The sequence below is a fragment of the Phycisphaerae bacterium genome, assembly GCA_019636475.1.
In the GTDB taxonomy this organism is placed as follows: Bacteria; Planctomycetota; Phycisphaerae; order UBA1845; family UTPLA1; genus JADJRI01.
Genome location: JAHBXN010000005.1, coordinates 33,084 through 51,951 on the forward strand (window position 1 = coordinate 33,084; position 18,868 = coordinate 51,951).

Annotated in this window: 11 protein-coding genes; 7 read left to right on the forward strand and 4 right to left on the reverse strand. The window is 60.3% G+C overall.

The features are described from left to right. Positions 1-284 precede the first annotated feature (284 nt). From KF841_09450 to KF841_09480, 7 genes are all read left to right on the forward strand, one after another. Complete coding sequence (locus tag KF841_09450) at positions 285-1,244, forward strand: DUF1702 family protein (GenBank protein MBX3395579.1); 960 nt, start codon at positions 285-287, stop codon at positions 1,242-1,244. A 33-nt stretch (positions 1,245-1,277) separates the two neighbouring features. Further along, a complete protein-coding gene (locus KF841_09455; protein ID MBX3395580.1) occupies positions 1,278-3,239 on the forward strand; it encodes a CRTAC1 family protein in 1,962 nt (653 codons plus the stop codon). After that, positions 3,236-4,267 (forward strand): RnfABCDGE type electron transport complex subunit D, encoded by a 1,032-nt coding sequence (locus tag KF841_09460; GenBank protein MBX3395581.1) that lies wholly within the window; start codon positions 3,236-3,238, stop codon positions 4,265-4,267. Before KF841_09455 ends, KF841_09460 begins: the two co-directional genes overlap by 4 nt. After that, the gene (locus KF841_09465) at positions 4,267-10,218 is read left to right on the forward strand and encodes an SDR family NAD(P)-dependent oxidoreductase (GenBank protein MBX3395582.1); all 5,952 of its coding nucleotides are present in this window, start codon (positions 4,267-4,269) and stop codon (positions 10,216-10,218) included. The genes KF841_09460 and KF841_09465 overlap by 1 nt, the downstream gene beginning before the upstream one ends. Further along, positions 10,182-10,643 carry an acyl-CoA thioesterase gene (locus tag KF841_09470; GenBank protein ID MBX3395583.1) on the forward strand — a complete coding sequence of 154 codons (462 nt, stop codon included), beginning with the start codon at positions 10,182-10,184 and terminating at the stop codon, positions 10,641-10,643. Before KF841_09465 ends, KF841_09470 begins: the two co-directional genes overlap by 37 nt. 239 nt (positions 10,644-10,882) lie before the next feature. After that, entirely contained in the window at positions 10,883-13,375 is a 2,493-nt protein-coding gene (locus KF841_09475) for a glycoside hydrolase family 31 protein (GenBank protein ID MBX3395584.1), read from the forward strand. Positions 13,376-13,654: 279 nt separating this feature from the next. Then, positions 13,655-14,188: a hypothetical protein gene (locus KF841_09480; GenBank protein MBX3395585.1), complete on the forward strand. Its 534-nt coding sequence runs from the start codon at positions 13,655-13,657 to the stop codon at positions 14,186-14,188. On the opposite strand, the gene KF841_09485 is transcribed toward KF841_09480, so the two are convergent. The 4 genes from KF841_09485 to KF841_09500 are packed head-to-tail and all read right to left on the reverse strand — an operon-like array spanning position 14,154 to position 18,760. Next, positions 14,154-14,792 carry a hypothetical protein gene (locus KF841_09485; GenBank protein MBX3395586.1) on the reverse strand — a complete coding sequence of 213 codons (639 nt, stop codon included), beginning with the start codon at positions 14,790-14,792 and terminating at the stop codon, positions 14,154-14,156. The genes KF841_09480 and KF841_09485 overlap by 35 nt on opposite strands. After that, the gene (locus KF841_09490; protein ID MBX3395587.1) at positions 14,792-16,375 is read right to left on the reverse strand and encodes a hypothetical protein; all 1,584 of its coding nucleotides are present in this window, start codon (positions 16,373-16,375) and stop codon (positions 14,792-14,794) included. The genes KF841_09485 and KF841_09490 overlap by 1 nt, the downstream gene beginning before the upstream one ends. A gap of 43 nt (positions 16,376-16,418) precedes the next feature. Further along, complete coding sequence (gene holA, locus KF841_09495) at positions 16,419-17,495, reverse strand: DNA polymerase III subunit delta (GenBank protein MBX3395588.1); 1,077 nt, start codon at positions 17,493-17,495, stop codon at positions 16,419-16,421. A 20-nt stretch (positions 17,496-17,515) separates the two neighbouring features. Further along, positions 17,516-18,760: a tetratricopeptide repeat protein gene (locus KF841_09500; GenBank protein MBX3395589.1), complete on the reverse strand. Its 1,245-nt coding sequence runs from the start codon at positions 18,758-18,760 to the stop codon at positions 17,516-17,518. Positions 18,761-18,868: the final 108 nt, after the last annotated feature.

Genomic DNA, 18,868 nt, shown 5'->3' on the forward strand with positions numbered 1-18,868 from the left:
CGTTCGACTGGAATCTCGGACGTTGACATCTACCTAACGATCGTTCGGAAGCCTGATTGCTCTTGTCGTGGTAACCGCTTGTCCCTCGGCGAATCAGATCGGCCGATGGACAGGGCGAGACGATTTCAACGTCAGCTTGGTACGACATGCAGCGATGGGTATAATTGACCTGTTCTGGACCTGCGCCACTCTGGCGCCGTGGCAAACGGGTGGGAAACATAATTCTTGCCGGACGGCAGTAGCCTCGAACCTCAGGTTCGCCGTCTTCTTCATGGATGGCAACCATGGGTAGCATGATGGGAACACTCCGAACGAGATTGTTCGGAATCTCGCGACGCGAAACAACGTTCGCGCGACGCGGATTTCCCCCCTGCCCCGATGACAATCGCCGACACCTGGAGCGGATTGGACAGGCCTTCGTCGAAGGATATCAAGCGGCACTGACGTGGGATGTGACCCCCGCTCTGATCGAAACGCTAAACGACATGCCGACAGAGTTTGTCGGCTTTGGGTTCGAGGGTGCGGCGATGGCGTTCGCGCTGCTCGATCGAGTCACTCCCTGGCGGCGGGATCGCATAGCGAACTTTCTGGAAGGTCCGGGAGAGCGACATACCTACATGATTCATGTCGGGGTCGGTTTCGCCCTCGCCCGACTTCGACGCCGTGTCGAGTCGACAATGTCGAACCTCGATCCACTGCTCCGCTGGCTGGTTGTGGACGGCTACGGGTTCCATGAGGGATTCTTCCGCTGGCGCGAGACATTCGAGGCGCGAACCGTGCCGGGCCGCATCGCCGGCTACGCTCGACGGGTATTCGATCAGGGTCTCGGGCGTGCGCTTTGGTTTTGTGGCGGCGCACAGGCCGATCGGATCGGAATGATGATCGCCGCATTTCCGCAGTCGCGCCGGCCCGATTTGTGGAGCGGAATCGGCCTTGCCAGCGCATACGCCGGGGGTGTCGGACGAACGACATTGGAACAGCTTCGGGGGATGGCTGCGAGTGATAATTCAGTCGCAGAGTTGAAGCAGGGCGCCGCATTTGCGGCCAAGGCGCGCGAGCGAGCGGGGATTATGTTGCAACATACCGAGATGGCCTGTGAGGTGTATTGCGACCATTCCGCCACACATGCCGCACGCTTGACGGACGAGGCGCTGGCCGGTTTGGATACGTCGCAGGAACAACAGGGTGCAACGGCAACCACGCCAACGTATGAAGTCTGGAGACGCCGCATTCAAGCCGTGTGACAGTCAACATGGGCGGCTGTCGGGGATAGGGACGTGCAGCAGAAGATCAGAAATAACTCGAAACGCATTGCGGCCGTGGCGATTGTCGGGCTCCTCTATTGGCTCACGCGCCTGCCGACGATCAGCGACGCGGAACGCGCTGAACTGGCGGGCCGATTCAGATTCGAACGGACGATGCTACCGGAACTGCCGGGCAGCCCGAAGGTAAAATCGACCCGCGTTGTTCATCGTGATCTGAGCAGCTTTGCATCATGGATTTCGTCGATCGGCGCCGCCGTTGCCCTGAACGATCTCGATGGCGACGGCCTGGACAACGACTTGTTTCATGTCGATCCCCGAACGGATCAGGTGATCGTGTCACCCGCACCGGGCACGGGTAGCCGTTACCCGGCGTTTGAACTCAAACCGCGAGAGCTGCCGTATGACTCCGCCACCATGGCGCCGATGGGCTGCGTCCCGATCGATGCCAATGAAGACGGCCTGCTTGATATCCTGGTTTATTACTGGGGCCGATCGCCCGTCATTTTTCTCCGGAAAGCCGGCGCAGCAGCCGCGCCCTCGGCGGATTCATTCGTCGCCGTCGAGGTCGCGGCGCGCGTCGAGCGCTGGTTTACCAATGCCGCGTCATTCGCAGACATCGATGGCGACACCCACGCCGATCTCATCGTCGGCAACTACTTCCCCGACGGTGCGGATATCCTCAATGCAGACTCCACGGCCCCACAGCATATGCAGGACTCCATGTCGAGGGCGTTCAACGGCGGCCAAACCCATGTATTCCTTTGGAAGTCCGCGACGGCCGGATTAGAGCCCGGCGTCGCTTTTTCCGCCGTCGATGGTGTACTTGAGGATCAAGTGAATCACGGGTGGACGCTCGGCATCGGCGCGGCCGATCTCGATGGCGACGGCCTGCCCGAGCTGTATCTCGCGAACGACTTCGGGCCCGACAGATTGCTGCACAATCGCTCAAGAATCGGCCAACCGGCATTCGCGCTGCTTAGAGGCGTCAAGCACTTCACCACGCCCAATTCAAAGGTCCTAGGGCGCGATTCGTACAAGGGAATGTCCGTGGAATTCGGCGATGTCAATGGTGACGGCATCCTCGATATTTATGTTAGCAATATCGCAAAGGAATTCGCCCTTGAAGAGAGCCATTTTCTATTCCAAAGCACTGGAGAGCCTTCCCTCATGAAGGCCGGGATCGCCCCCTACCGCGATAACAGTGAATCTCTGGGGCTTTCACGTAGCGGCTGGGGATGGGATACACGCCTGGTCGATTTCGATAATGACGGCCAACTGGAAGCTGTTCAGGCCACCGGTTTTCTCAAAGGCAATATCAACCGATGGCCCGAACTCCACGAGCTGGCCATGGCGAACGACTACATGGTGCACGTCCCTTCCGCCTGGGCGCATTACCAACCCGGTGACGACCTCAGCGGACATGAGCACAATCCATTCTTCGTACGCGCTGCCGATGACAGGTTCTACGATATTGCGAATGACATCGGCCTGAGTGCCCCATACGTGACACGCGGCATCGCAACGGCTGACGTTGACGGCGACGGGCGAATCGACTTCGCGATCGCCAATCAGTGGGAACCGTCATTCCTATTTTGGAATGTATCCGACACCGGCCATCGGTCCCTGACGCTTCGGGTGCAATTCCCGATCGATGCCAGCATTCAAAGTGGATCGGACGTCGAAGCCCCCAGACGCACCGCCCCGCTCGGTCGGGCCGCCATCGGCGCGAGCGTCACGCTAACCCTGCCCGATGGGAGTCGGCGCGTTGCGATGGTCGATGGTGGCTCGGGCCATTCCGGCAAGCGCGGCCACGAAGTTCACTTCGGGTTGGGCACGATTCCGGAGGGCGCCCCGCTCATCGTGGATGTAAAATGGCGCGAGCGAGAATCGGTGGCGACGCAGCGATTCGAAGTAACATCCGGACGGCATACACTCTTTCTGAATTCAGCCGGTAAGGTGGGAACTGGTAAATGATCGCAAAAGACCGTTGGTATCAGGCTGATCGTCTTGGCGGGCTGCGCCGCTTCGCCGCCGCCATCACGATTCTTAATCTGCTGGGTCACACCCTGCTTGGGTTCGAGCCGGCGTGGGCGCATCCGTTTGTCGCGGTTGCCACGGCCTATACCCTCGAGTTGATTCTTGAAGTCCTCGATGCCCGGGCCAACAACCGCTCGTTCAGATTTCTCGGAGGCGGGGTGACCGGATTCATCGATTTCTTTCTGTCCGCACATATCTCAGCCATGGCTGTCTCGATGTTGCTCTACGCAAACGAACGCCTCTGGCCAATCTCTTTCGCGGCGGCTGTCGCCATCGCATCAAAGGCAATTCTTCAGGTGCGCTGTGGGGAGCGGGTGCGGCACTTTCTGAACCCATCAAATTTCGGCATCACGGTGACGCTGCTCGCCTTCCCCTGGGTGGGCATCGCACAGCCCTACCAGTTCACTGAGAATCTAGGCCATTACGGTGACTGGATTCTTCCTGCCGTCATTGTCTGCTCAGGCAGCTTCCTCAATTGGCGATTCACGCGTCGCCTTCCGCTGATCGTCGCATGGCTCGGCGGTTTCGCGCTGCAGGCTGTTATTCGGCATCTCATCCTTGGTGCGGCCGTTGTGCCCTCACTCGCCCCGATGACCGGTGTCGCGTTCCTGCTCTTCACGTTCTACATGGTGACCGATCCGCCCACGACGCCCGCATCGCGTCCGGCGCAGATCGCATTCGGGCTGTCGGTCGCGGCAACCTATGGCGTACTCATGTCGCTCCACATTGTTTTCGGGTTCTTCTTCGCCCTGTCGATCGTGACGTTCAGCCGCGGAATCTATCTCTGGCTCGCGTCGCTGGCATCGGAACAGCAGCCAGGGCTTGCCGGACAACTGGCATCCAATGGCACCAACCCGGCAGGTTCAGCCGGCTTCACGCCGGCGCCTGCAACCGCGCTGGTTTCCCATTCGAATGCGCCGTCCGTCGAATTATCGAATGTCGCAGTCGCCGGAGGCACAGATTGATGCGATCTGGCGTTGCGATTGTCGGCATGTCATGCATCTACCCGGATGCAAATTCGCCCGGAGAGTTGTGGGAGAATGTGCTGGCGCAGCGCCGGGCGTTCCGGCGCATTCCACCCTCGCGCCTGCGCCTGGAGGATTACTTCAGCGCCGATCGATCCATCTCTGACGCAATCTATTCGACGCAGGCAGCGCTCATTCGTGACTACGAGTTTGATCGACTGCGTTTCAAAGTCGTCGGCAGCACCTTTCGATCCGCCGATCTGGCTCACTGGCTTGCGCTGGATGTCGCATCTTCGGCGCTCGCCGACGCCGGATTCGCCGACGGCGTCAATCTGCCCAGAGAAGAGACCGCCGTCATCCTCGGCAACACGCTGACGGGCGAATTTTCCCGGGCCAACGTCCTCCGGCTCCGCTGGCCCTACGTGCGTCGAGTCTTCCATGCCGAGCTACTGAAACGCGGATGGACGAATGAGGAATGCCTCGATTTTCTTGCCCAATCCGAGCAGTCGTTCAAAGCGCCGTTTCCCGAACCGGGGGAAGAGTCCCTCGCCGGCGGCCTGTCCAACACGATTGCCGGACGAATCTGCAATCACTTTGATCTCAAAGGCGGTGGGTACACTGTCGACGGAGCCTGCGCGGCGTCGCTCCTGGCCGTGACGAATGCGTGCGCCAGCTTGCGTGATGGCGACGTCTCCGTGGCACTCGCGGGCGGTGTGGATATTTCGCTTGATCCCTTCGAACTCGTCGGTTTTGCCCGCACTGGCGCACTTGCGCCGGAGCAGATGCGCGTTTACGACGCACGTTCCGCCGGTTTCTGGCCGGGGGAAGGCTGTGGCTTCGTCGTGCTCATGCGCGAAGAGGACGCCGTCGCGCAAGGCAAACGGATCTACGCCGTCATTCGTGGCTGGGGCGTATCCTCGGACGGCAGCGGCGGCATTACGCGTCCTGAGGTCGCCGGGCAAAAAATCGCGCTCACCAGAGCCTATCGCCGGGCGGGCTTCGGCGCCGATCGCGTGGGTTACTTTGAAGGCCACGGAACCGGCACCGCTGTGGGCGATGCGACTGAACTGCGCGTATTGAGCGAGTTTCGCCGCGAGTCAATGAAATCCGCTCCATCTGCTGCGATGAATCTTCTTCCAGCCGCGATCGGTTCGATCAAGGCCAACATCGGCCATACCAAGGCCGCCGCCGGCATTGCAGGACTGATCAAAGCCGCGATGGCGGTTCATGCGCGCACCCTACCACCGGCGACCGGTTGCACAAGACCGCACGACGAGTTGACTGCCGCTTCAGCCGCACTTCGCGTCCTCTCGCGGGCTGAGCCCTGGCCCGAACAGACTGCGGTGTGCGCCGCGGTCAGCGCGATGGGCTTTGGCGGCATCAACACCCATGTCGTGATCGATTCGCCGTTGCAGGATGCGCCGCGAACGATCTCATCGCGTCCCGGGCCGGCTGCTCAGTTCCGATCTCAGGACGCGGAGCTTTTCGTGTTCGACGCGCCCGACGCCGTTGCACTTGGCCTGAAACTGGAGCGTCTGTCGTCACTGGGCGCCGGCCTGTCCCTTGCTGAGATGGTTGATGCCGCCGCCCAGCTCGCTCGCGAATCCGGCGACGGTATGATGCGCGCGGCTGTTGTCGCGTCCACACCCACGGAACTGGCCGACCGACTTGGCTTACTCATCGAGGGTGTCCAAAAGATCGACACACTTCAACCGGCGGATTTTGAGTCGCTCCGGGCACGCGGCGTCCACCTCGCACGACGCCGCGCCCAGCCTCGAATCGGCTTCCTTTTCCCGGGTCAAGGCTCACCCTCGCACGTCAACGGCGGCGCGATTCGAGCCCGATTTGACGAGGTGGACGATCTCTACCGCCGCGCCGCCCTCGCGACCGACGTCGACGGTGTGGCAACCGTCGTCGCTCAACCGGCTATCATTGCAGCCTCGCTGGCCGCCCTGCGCACACTCAAATCCCTTGGAATTTGTGCCGAAGCGGCTGTCGGTCATTCGCTCGGCGAACTGGCTGCGCTACATTGGGCCGGCGCGTTTGACGAAGCGGCACTGCTCGATCTTGCAAGGGCACGCGGCAGAGCAATGGGAGAACTCGGCAGTCCCACCGGGGCGATGGCCGGCCTTCGCGCCGCCGAAGACACTGTCCGCAACTTGATACGCGAAGCCGAAGAAAGGTGGCCGAATGCCGCCGCTGAACTCGTTATCGCGGGACTGAATTCGCCCAGGCAGACCGTCGTTTCCGGCCCGGCGATGGTCGTCGATGGCCTAATTGAAATTGCGTCCGGACACGGCATCGGCGCGACGCGACTGTCTGTGTCACATGCGTTTCACTCGCCACTCGTGGCGGCTGCTGCTCCGGCACTGCGCCAGCATCTGGATACGATGAACCTGTCGCCCCCAGAGCCCGGAGTCTATTCGACCATCACGGGGGATTCGCTGCCAAGCGCAATCGACATCCGCGATCTGCTCTGTCGACAGTTGACGAACCCCGTTCGTTTTATCGACGCGGCGAGCCGGGGCCTGTCGAAATGCGATCTCCTGATCGAAGTCGGTCCGGGCAATGTTCTCGCCGGTCTGGTCCGCGATATCCTCAGCGTCCCCGCCGTTTGCACAGACGCCGGAGGAGAATCGCTCACGCAGTTTCTCAATGCAGTTGCAGCGGCGTACGTCTTAGGCGCGACTGTCCAGTTCGAACACTTGTTTGCCGACCGCCTCACTCGACCAATCGACCTCGGCGCGAAGCCGGGCTTCTTTGTAAATCCATGCGAACTCGCGCCGATTCCAGATGGCGGTGACGCATCGTGGCTGGAACTTTCGGCCCGACTAATCGCCGAACGAACAGAGCATCGGCTCGTGACAGGGGATTCGCATGCGAACGATTTCGCTTCGCAAGTCAGTCCACTCGAACTCGTCCGCCGCCTCGTCGCGGAGCGCTCCGAGCTGCCTGCCGAGGCCGTTTCCGAGAATCACCGGTTGCTTAATGACTTGCACCTTAACTCGATCAGCGTTGGGCAACTTGTCGCCGACGCCGCGCGCCTGATGGGCCTGCCTAATCCCGTCTCGCCGACGGCATTTGCCAACGCGACGGTCGCCGAACTGGGTGCGGCGCTGGAGTCCTGGGCCGCGGATGCCCCGCGACAGGCTCCCGTGACGCGACCACCGCGCACGGCAACCGGCGTCGCTCCCTGGATTCGCCCGATGACGGTACGACTGCGCCTCGCGCCGCTTGCACCGGCGCGGCGCGGCCCGGAAGTCTCGACAGGCTGGCGCGTTATTACTGAGAAGGATCACCCGCTTAAGGCCGCGATTGAGAACATTCTCGCCCGAACGGCTGCCGGCGGAGGCGTCGTGCTGTGTCTGCCGGTTCATCCAAATGAACGATTTATCCCACTAATGCATGAGGCGGCTCGCGCAGCCATCGCGGACCCGGGCGCGCGATTCGTCGTCGTCCAGCAGGGTGGCGGCGGCGCGGCACTCGCCAAGACACTTCACCTTGAGCATCCATCCATCGATGTCGCGGTCATCGATGTGCCATTCGACCACCCACGTGCAATCGAGTGGGTTGCCGCCGAAGCCTCAGCCGTGACCGGATTTGTTGAAGCATCCTACGACAATGACGGCATACGCCGCGTTCCGGAACTCCAGCCGCTGAGCCTGCCATCCAGTTCTCCGGCCGAGGACGATAGTACCGGCCTGCCAATCTCTTCGAACGATGTCCTGCTGATCACCGGCGGGGGTAAAGGAATCGCTTCGGAATGCGCGGTATTCCTCGCACGCAGATCCGGAGCAAAAATCGCCCTGCTCGGCCGCTCCGACCCGGCAAGCGACGCCGAACTCAAGAGCACCCTCGACCGGCTCCATGCATCAAAGGCCCAGTACGCCTATTATCAGGCTGATGTCTGTGATGCCGTGTCCGTGGCACGAGCGATCAGGGCAATCGAAGGGTCGCTCGGAGCGGTTACTGCGGTACTGCATGCCGCCGGCGTAAATGAACCCAAGCTCCTCACCGCGCTTGAAATCGTCGATTTCGAGCGAACGATCCGGCCCAAGCTGACCGGCCTCCACAATATTTTGAAGGCCGTGGATTCACGCCAACTCCGGTTGCTTGTGTCCTTCGGATCGATCATCGGCGATGCGGGCATGCCCGGCCAGGCCGATTACGCCGTCGCGAATGACTGGCTCGCGCTGGCGACGTCGCGTGTGGCTTCGGCGCATCCGAACTGCCGTTGCCTGACGATCGATTGGTCCGTCTGGCAGAGCGTTGGCATGGGTCATCGCCTTGGCAAGATCGAATCACTTTCGCAGCAAGGTGTCACGCCGATCCCAACGGATGACGCTCTGTCCTGTCTCGAATCTCTGATTCGCTCAGCCGGACCGAACGATCGCGTGATTGTCGCCGGTCGATTTGGCTCGCCGCCGACGCTCGGAACGCGACACGATCCGCTTCCGTTGCTTCGATTCGTCGAACGACCTGTGATCGATGTTCCCGGAATCGAATTGATCGTCGATGCGACGGTGTCGGACACAACGGACCCCTATGTGCTCGAACACGCACTTCACGGGGATCCGCTCTTCCCGGCGGTCCTCGGCCTGGAAGCCATGGCCCAGGTGGCGGCCTCACTGGCCGGATCCGAGACACCGTCACACATCGAATCGGTCGCGTTGCTGCGACCGGTCGTGGTGCCGGTCGGTCATAGCGTCACAGTGCGGCTCGCCGCGCTAGTAAGGGATGCCGAGGCCGGTACCGTCGATGTGATCCTCCGAAGCAGCGAGAACGACTTCCAGATTGATCATTTCCGCGCCACGTTCCGATTCGGCGCAATGTCCGCCGCCCCCGCTCCGCTTGGCGTCTTTGTGGGCAATAATGGCGTAGGCCATATCCCGCTCGATCGCGATGCCGAAATCTACGGCGACATGCTCTTTCACGAAGGTCGGTTCCGCCGCGTCATGGGATATCGCAGTCTGATGGCTCGACAATGCCTCGCGGAGATTTCGCCCGCCGCATCTGATGGTTGGTTCGCGACCTATCTGCCAGATCGCATGTTGCTCGGAGATCCGGCCGCGCGGGATGCCGCGATTCATGCGATTCAATCGTGCATTCCTCACGCGCGACTGTTGCCTGTCGGCGTGGATGCCATCCAGCGCCACGCCCCGGTCTTGACACCGGCACGATTCATCCGCGCTATCGAGCGATGTCGCAACGGCGACACTTTTACCTATGACATGCAGATGCTCGACGACGAGGGCCGGGTCATCGAATCGTGGATCGGCCTGCGACTCGTCGTCGTCGAAGCAATTCGCCGTACCGCCGGCTGGAATCCTTCGCTGCTCGGCAACTATGTCGAGCGCCGATCGGCCGAAATGCTCGGGGGTGTCCTTATCTCGGTCATCATCGAGCATTCGCCCTGTTCAGAGCGGACCACTCGAAGTGATCACGCCATTGGCCTTGCCGCACTTTCGACTGAGCCGATACGTCGCCGCCCCGACGGCAAACCCGAGTCCGTCAACGGACGACACGTCTCCGCATCGCATGCCGGACCCGTGACGCTTGCCGTCGCCGCCGACGCGCCGGTCGGATGCGATATCGAACCGATCCAGCAGCGAAATGCAGCAGATTGGAAAGACCTGCTGGGCGTCGATGGATTGGCACTCGCTCGTGTCGTCGCCGGCGAGAGCGGAGAAGACGTGAATTCCTCAGCATCGAGAATCTGGGCCGCCCACGAATCCGCAATAAAGGCCGGCCTGCCCGCGGGTTCACAATTTGTGCTGGAAGCCCGAGCGCCTGACGGCTGGATCGTACTTCGCTGCGGCGATTCACTCGCGGCCACCTTCGTCGCTTCGCTGCGCGACGACGCGCGCCCGATGGCCCTCGCAATCCTGTCGACGGCATCACCCAGCGCCGCTGCATGTCCGACTCACGCACGAGCCGGAGATGTTCCGTGAGAGCCTACGAATACACCCACACTGTCGGATTCGCCGAAACCAACTTCATTGGGAACGTCTATTTTGTGAACCACCTTTCATGGCAGGGCCGCTGCCGTGAAATGTTTCTCCGAGACCACGCCCCCGCCATCCTCGATGAACTGCAACGCAACCTGCGCATGGTTACGATTCGGTGCTCATGCGAATATTTTCACGAGTTGGCGCCATTTGACGTGGTCATCGTCCGGATGCGACTTGGCGAGATCGTGCAGAACCGCGTCACAATGCTCTTTGAATACTGGCGACGCGACCATGCGGGCGGTGAAACGCTTGTTGCTCGCGGCGACCAGCAAATCGGCTGCATGCTCCTTGAAGCAGGCCGCCTCGTTCCCACAGCAGTTCCGACGGTCCTGAGAGACGCCCTGAAGCCTTTCGCTTCGCAGTAGCCGCAGCCCGAGAATCGACTTGGCGGCGTCGCGCAACCACTCTATCCACGATTACTACCGAGGAGGAGCGCCCAATAACCAGCGCCCATTCGCGGTCCGGGATGGAATCCCATCCAATTTGATTGACCAGCACTCTTGAATGAAGTAAATTGTTTTACTAAGCCTGCTTCGGAGGTTCCGCAGCAGTCGAAACCATTCTCACAGACGCCGCTCGAACGGCCGGGAAAGACCACCGCTGCATGAGCACTATCCCCAATTCCGACCTGCTTGGCTCCGAAATTCCAGAATTCAGCGGCTGGCGATCCATTGGTCCCGTTACCGGCTACTCTCAGAAATCCAATTCGTTCACGATCGACTGCGGCGAGGCCAAGCTTCGAATCAGCTTTGAACGTCAAGGGATTGTTCGGCTCAGGCTTGCCCAGACGGGCATCTTCGGTCGCGACCATTCCTGGGCGGTGATCGCCGACGACACACCCGCCCCCGCATGGAAGATCGATGATGAGACAAATCAAATCACGCTGATTACGAGCACGCTGCGAGTGGTCATCCAGAAAAATCCCTGCCGCGTCGCCTTTCACACACTCGACGGAAAGCTGATCGCGGGGCACGATCCCGGCAAGGGCATCGCATGGGACGGAGATGAAGTCCGTTGCTCCATGCGTCTGAATGACGACGATCATTTCTTCGGCCTTGGCGAGCGAGGCAGCCCGCTGGACAAGCGCGGACAAGTGCTCGTCGACTGGAACCACGACGCAGCCGAACACGATCCGTGGACCGATCCGCTCTATCAATCCCATCCGTTCGTCATCGTGCTGAACGCCGGGCGCGCGCATGGCATTTTTTTTGACAATACGTTCCGAGCGACCTTTGACCTCGGCAAGACGTCCACTTCCCGGTATTCATTCGGAGCCGACGGCGGTGAGTTGAACTATTACTTCATTCCCGGCCCCACCGTGAAGGACGTCGTTCGGCGATACGGCGCGCTCGTCGGCACCCAGTCGCTCCCACCCCTTTGGGCGCTCGGCTATCAGCAGTGCCGCTGGAGCTACGAATCCGCCAGGCGCGTTCGCGGAATGGCAAAGCGACTGCGAAAGCACCGCGTTCCATGCGACACAATTTATCTCGACATTGACTACATGGATGGCTTCCGTTGCTTCACATGGAACCGCGAAACATTCCCGAATCCATCGAAGCTGCTCCGAGAACTGGCGGACGACGGATTCAAGACCGTCGTCATCATCGATCCGGGGATCAAGAAGGAACAGGGCTACGGCATCTACGATTCCGGCATCGCCGGACACCATTTCTGTAACGACGGCACCGGCCGGCCCTATGTCGGCAAAGTCTGGCCCGGGGAGAGCGTCTATCCCGACTTCACTCGCGCGGCCACCCGAAAATGGTGGGGTGATCTCTATCGGGGTCTGATCAGCGACGGCGTCACAGGGTTCTGGAACGATATGAATGAGCCGGCGGATTTCACATTCTCACACGGCACCGTGCCGCTCACAATGCGCCACGACAATGACGGGTGCCCCACCGACCACCGTGAATGCCACAACATTTACGGAATGCAGATGGCCCGAGCCTCATCCGAAGGATTCGCGCGGCTCAGGGAGAACGAAAGACCCTTTGTCCTGACGCGGGCCGGCTATTCTGGTGTGCAGCGATACGCCGCAGTTTGGACCGGCGACAATCTCTCGAGCTGGGAACATCTGCGCATGAGCATTCCCATGTTGTTGAACATGGGATTATCCGGAATCGTCTTTGCGGGCGCGGATATCGGCGGATTTCGCGGTTACCCATCCCCGGAGCTTTACGCACGATGGCTGCAACTGGGCATCTTCTATCCTCTGTGCCGTACGCACACCTGCGGTGGCCTTACAAAAGACGCCCCGGAGCAGGATCCCACCGCTTTCGGCAAAAAATGGCTCAAAGTCAATCGCTCAGCCATTGAGTTGCGCTATCGACTCCTGCCTTATCTTTACACCCAAGCGAACGAAGCAGAACGCTCCGGGCTACCGGTCATGCGAGCACTTGCACTCGAGTTTCCGGAGATGGAGAAAGTGCATCGTGTAGAGCATGAATTCATGTGGGGCGACCAGATGCTTGTCGCGCCGGTCGTCGAAGAAGGCACGAAGTCGCGCAAACTGCGATTGCCTCCAGGTGAATGGTACGACTTCGAATCCGGAAAACACTTCGAAGGCGGCGCGGAAATTGCAACCCGCGTCCGGATGGACACGATACCGATGTTCGCCCGTTCCGGGGCCATCGTTGCGATGCGTGATGCCGTGCAGTACACCGGAGAAAAGTCACTCAACGAACTGATCCTCGCCATCTTTCCCGGCAACGGTCGCGGATTGTTCTATAACGACGACGGAATTTCGTACAACTATCGCGGCGGCGAATTCGTCCGGGAAACCTACACGATTGCGGCGACTGCGGCAGGCGAGGATTCCACGATCGGCGCGGCACGTAACAGCGACGCCGTGTTCGCGTTCGAGTCGCGCGAAGGCAACGCGTCTTTTCTGCCGGCAACATACCTGCTGGCGTTTTGTGGCCGGCGACGAATTCCCGCCAATGTCGAGACCAGCGAAGGCCCGCTCAAGCATCTGAAAAAGGCCGGTCAGGCCGGGACGGGTGAGTTTGGCTGGTGGCATGATGATGCAACGCGCACCGTGTACGTCCGAATTGCCCGACCCAGCGCCGGCGTGACCGTGACGGTGCGGCAGTAACCTCGCACCTATCGCTTCCCGGCGTGATTTCAAGGTGCCCGGGCGCTGACCGCCGGAATTCATGGGTGCCCCGACCTGCCATTGCGGCGACGCGCCCTCGCGCGTCACAATGGCGTCGGAAGTGACAAATTGTGACGCTGCCGATTGCATCTCACTTCAGATTCGTGCATCGGCACCTCACATTATACGAGCGGCTCTCCGCACGGCGTCCTGTTCGACCGACGGCGGTCACGCAGCGCGGCTCGGTTGAGCGGCTCAATCAGGCAAGGAGACCGCGCCATGTCAGCCGAAGAGTTCATGAAGCAGCAATACCTTACACTACGCGACGAGATTCGTTCGTCCAAGGCCCGCGTCTTTTTTATTCTGGTGATCGGAACACTCTTCGTGCCTTTCGTCGCATTTGCCGCCAAAGCCTATGCAAGCACCTTTGCCAGTGCGAGCCTGCCATTCATCATGCTCGTGCTGATGATTGCGTTCATCATGGAGCAGAACAGCATCGTCCGTGCCGGTAAATATCTGAAAGACCATGTCGAGCCGACATTGCAAGGCCACCCCACCTGGGAGACGTGGCTTGAAGCCAACGCAAAGATGCGAGAAGTGGACAAGAGCTTCTTCGCGAGCTTTCTGATTGTCTTCCTCGTCTTCTACGCCGCATCCGCAGGACTGGCGTTCGAGGCGCTGCTCGAGCAGTTGAGAGACGGCGATGGCTTTCCCAATCAGCAGTGGTTCGCGCTTGGCGGATATCTCGTCGGCGGATTCTGGTTCCTCGTTGTCTGGCTCAGTCATTGGCGGATGTGCACGACGACGAACTGAGCCGGCGGTGCAACTTGTCGCCGAGTGCGTGGAAATCGGCGTGGACCGACAGCAGCGCTTCGGCCGTTCGATCGTCGACCATCAGCAGACCGCCCGGACGGACGGCTTCCGCGACACGGCGCATCCCATCCGCCTGACAAGCCGGGTCGAGCCGGCAAACCACGTTGAACGCAACGACTACGTCCGCCATCCCGGGAATCGGGGTCGTCGAGATGTCCACACAATGCGTGACTGATTCGGGCAGGTCGCGCGCAACGGCCGCCAGGACACGCCGCGATCGGTCGATCACCACCAACCGATGCGGCATGGCGATCGTCCGTGAGAGTTCGACTGGTTCAAGGGATTCGAGCGGGGCAAACGGAAACCGCCGAAACAGTTGATCGGCGTATCGAGCCAGGTCACCGATGATCTTTCGCGATCTGGACAGCGCGCGGGAAGAGTCGTTGAGTAGCGGCGCGAAGAGCCGGGTTACTCCGCCCGGACCGACGATCAGGATTGTCGGATTCACCGCGCCGTCGGCCGCCAGTAACGATCGCAACCGCTGAAACGCGCCGAGATGCCGATTATGCCAGGATGTCGAACCGACTGAATCGAGCCCCCGCATTACGGCACGATCTTGAAGGTGGTCGTCGCGCTGTTCATCTTCCCAGCCAGGATGTCCTCAACCTCGACCTTGACCACATACTCACCCGGGGGTAATTCGCTCGGTATCGTGATGACCTTCGTGCAGAGGTAGAAATCTCGGCGCGGCCGACGAGCAAGTTCCTCGATGTTGTCCGTGGTCTGTACCCAGACTTCCTTGCCGTCCCTCGTCAGGAGCGCCTGCCGTGCCGAGAGCAATGTCCTGTACATTCCCGAATTCGTCGGACGACAACTGAAGTTGTCGATCTCGATATAGATTACGGTACGATTTCGCCTTCCGACCTTGAACTCCGCCGGTTCGATCGGTGTGTAGCGACCGAAGCTCGCGACCTCGGAACATAGCACGATTTTTGATACCACGAGATCCGCTCGTTCACGGACAAGCCGTCTAAGCTCCTCGATTGAATCGAGTTGACGGGTTGCCCACGTCGCTGGATCGCGCCCCGAGACCGACCGCGCCGAAATCAGTGAATCAATCTGGGCAGTGATGATCTGCTGAATATCCGCATCGACGCCGGGTATCTCGGCCCGCGCTTTTTCATCCTGCCCGTCGATCAGGTACATCATGCGAAGTCGATACTGCTGCTCGAGGTTGTTCGGGTCAGCCGCCACAAGCCGTTCCTGAGCCGCAATTCGGTTGTTAAACGAATCATCACTGTCGGTGGCATTGATCGGCTGATTCGCCCGAACCGACGGTTCTGCCGTCTCGCTGATTTCAGCTGGCGCTGCCGACGCCGGAGGTGCAGACGTCACTGAGATATCCTCCAATTCCGGCAGGCCGGAATTAGCGCCGGTTCCGGTCGAGTGATGCGAATCACCCGATGCGCCTGCTTCGCCGTTCGCGGTCGTTCGCGACCCGTTCGAAGCGGTGGGTGCCGACTGTTCGGCACTACTCTTAGAATCGATGACCTTTTGTGAACCATCGGCGGTCTTGGGACCCCGCGCGCCGGTTTTGTGAATCACTGAGCTCCCGGTGGATTCCGGGCCTTTTGACGAATCCGGCGGAGCACGGTGGCCCGGGCGCGAGACCGGCTCTTCCGACTGGACGCTGACGCCGGTGTTCCGTTCGTAACGGTCCATCGCATCTCCATCGGCCGGCTGCGCCGATTGCGAGTCGTCCGCTTTGTCATTCGACGCCGCTTCGTGAATTCGCTTCTGCCGATCGGGATCTTGTTGACGTTGCAGCTTCGTGCTCAGATCGTTTGGCTGATAATTTGCCGCTCTTGTGCGATTCATGTTGGCGGCGTAGGCCGATACGTCTTCGTCTACGTCATTCCGCTCGGCGTTGTCCGCCTTCGGCAATGGATCTTCGCCGGCTGTCGACGGACCGGACTGCGCCGTCGCCGAATCGCTTTTGTCCGGAGCGGCTGAATCGGATCTGACCTGCGCACTGCCGGAGCTGGGTCTCACGGTACGCTTCGGGCCGCTGTCCACACCCCAGAATTCATTCCAACGCTGCTTCTGAGCGTCGGAACAGCCGGCCAGAATCAACAGAATCAACGCTGCGCCGGCCGATCCGGCATTCAACAAACTCAACTTTCGCATGCTAGGCAATCCCTTACTGCTACAGGCCGCACGGTCGATGTACTTAAGACGCCGCGCACAGTTCCACGATCAACTTTTCCACCGAACTCTGAACCGTTCCGAGCCCGCTCTTTGAGTTCAGGTCAATCCGGAGCAGCCCGGTCAGCATACTTCGCGATTGCGGAAGCGTGAACCGCGAAAGCTGCCGGGGAAGCATGTCCGCCGGATCCCAGATTCTCAACGCCGACTTAATGTCCCTTGCTGAAGCGCCGCGCGAATGCATCCGTTTTGCGTTATAGAGCCGCTCGAACGCGAAACGCAATCCGCCCAGTGCCATGAATTCCGCACCCTTGCCGCCCGCAAGGACCTGATGCCACATCTTCAGCGTGCCGGCCGCATCGCCTATTGTGAGTGCGTCCATCAGCTTGAACACAATTTCCGTTCGTGCCTCGCCGACGAGCAGTTCGATATCCGACGCGCGAATTTCCTTCCTCGGATGTGCATAGTCCGCCAGCTTCGATATCTCCATGTGGAGCAGGCCCGGCGTCTCCCCGACAAGCTCGACCAGGAGAGAAGCCGCTTCACCGGCGAACACGCAACCGAACTCATCACGAGCGTGCTGACGAACCCACGAAACAAACTGTTCGCCCTTCGGCGGATCGCAGTCGATATTTCGCCCGATCCTGTCAACCACCTTGTACAATCGAGTCGTCTTCGGCCAGCTCTTGCATTCAAAAACAAGTATGCCGGTATCGCATGGGTTTTCGAGATACTTCTCAAGTAACTCGCGCGCAGACATCGCCCGCGGCACAGCCGACCGGCCGCGCGCGCTTTTCGCGGCAGTTGACTTGGGCGATGGGGATGCGGAATCATCACCATCCTTCACGAAAAGGTCGTCCGCATCGCGCACACATACAACCCGAATCGGCGAAAACATCGATGGAGTGCGCAGGTCATCGAGAATATCCACCAGCTGCGCGGACGACCCATCAAACAAACCGACGCTCATCGACTCGTCATGTTCGCCCAGTAATTCCTTCATGAGGCGCTTAAGCCGGCGAGAGCGAAGAAACTCGTCCTTCCCGAACACGACATGGACAGGCGGCGGCCGATCATAGGATTGCGACTCTTTTCTCTTCAAGCAGTCAGTACTCCCCGCCGCTATTCGGCCTCGCTGCTCAGCGTAAATCCATCGACCTTGTATATCTCCAGTCGCTTGGCAACGCGCGCCTTCAATTCCTTCGAGGCACCGGCTGAGTCCATGGCCTTCTTCCAGGCATCCCGTGCGGCGGATCGATCGCCCATGAACAACGAAACATCACCGAAGTTCATCCATGCTTCAGCATCCGCCGGGTCCAGCAGTAGCAACTTTTCAAGTGTCGTGTGCGCCGAGCGATAATTCCGCTTTCGAGCTTGAACCAACGCCAGGCCTTTCATTGCGGAGCGATGCCCGGGATCGGCCTGAAGTATCGTGCCGTACTCCGCCTCGGCATCGTCCAATTCCCCCCGAAGGTACAACACTGCCGCCAGGTCGTTGCGAGCCGCGGCAAGGTCAGGGCGCAATCGGAGCGCCTCTCGGTACTTCACCACCGCCACCGCTGTTTCGCCGCGAAGTCGATGCCAGGTCGCGAGATCATACTGGCGTTTGGCTTCTCTTGCAGCGCCGGAATCGTCCAGACGTTCGCCTGAATCCGGATCGGACATCGGTGAAAATGTCGGCGTTTCGCCGGTTGCATCGCCGGATTCCGTTCCGCGACGCTCAGCGGATGCCGCCGAATTCACGGACGACGCTGCCATCTCATCCTGCGATTCGGCAGTCGACCGCATTGCCAGTTCGGCGGCGGCGTCGCTAACCCGCAGGCGGTCGTCCACATGGTCGCCTCGATTGCCGGCCCGATCCGTGGCGGACAGCTTCAACTCGATGCGTCCGAAGTCTCCCTCCGGCACGCTCCATCGCAACAGGCCCTCCGCCGGCAAGCTGTCCTCAATCAAACGAAACGTCTTTGTCCGTTCAGTTCGAAATCGAATGGATACCGGTCGATCCGCCAGATCCGCGTCCTCGGCCCGCCACCGAATCGCCACTTCGCGCGTCAAATCAAAACGTTTGTCCGGCTTCAGGGTGAGTAATTGAACAACCGGAGCCGTGGTGTCCACCCGAACACAACGTTGCGGGCGGGTCCCTTTCGTCGGAGCCGATGAACTCGCTTCAGCGGTATGAAACTGGAGGTAGAAACCGTATGCGCCATCGGCCGGTGCATCCCAAGCGACGGGGCTATCGACTCCCTTGGGTGCCTTCGACTTTTTCCAGGTCTCCCCGTCATCAGTAGTGAAGTACAGATCGATTCCCGTCAGCGGCTTCGCTCCTTCCTTTAAACGGAAATGAAGGAGCACATGAGGTGATGTCACCCGGTCAATCTCCAACTCTTTCTTCGAACTCGGCCTTCGATCCGAAGAGGGAGTTTCCCCCGCGATCGGGGGCGCAGACATCGCCGACGCCGCCAGAAGCGGCATGAT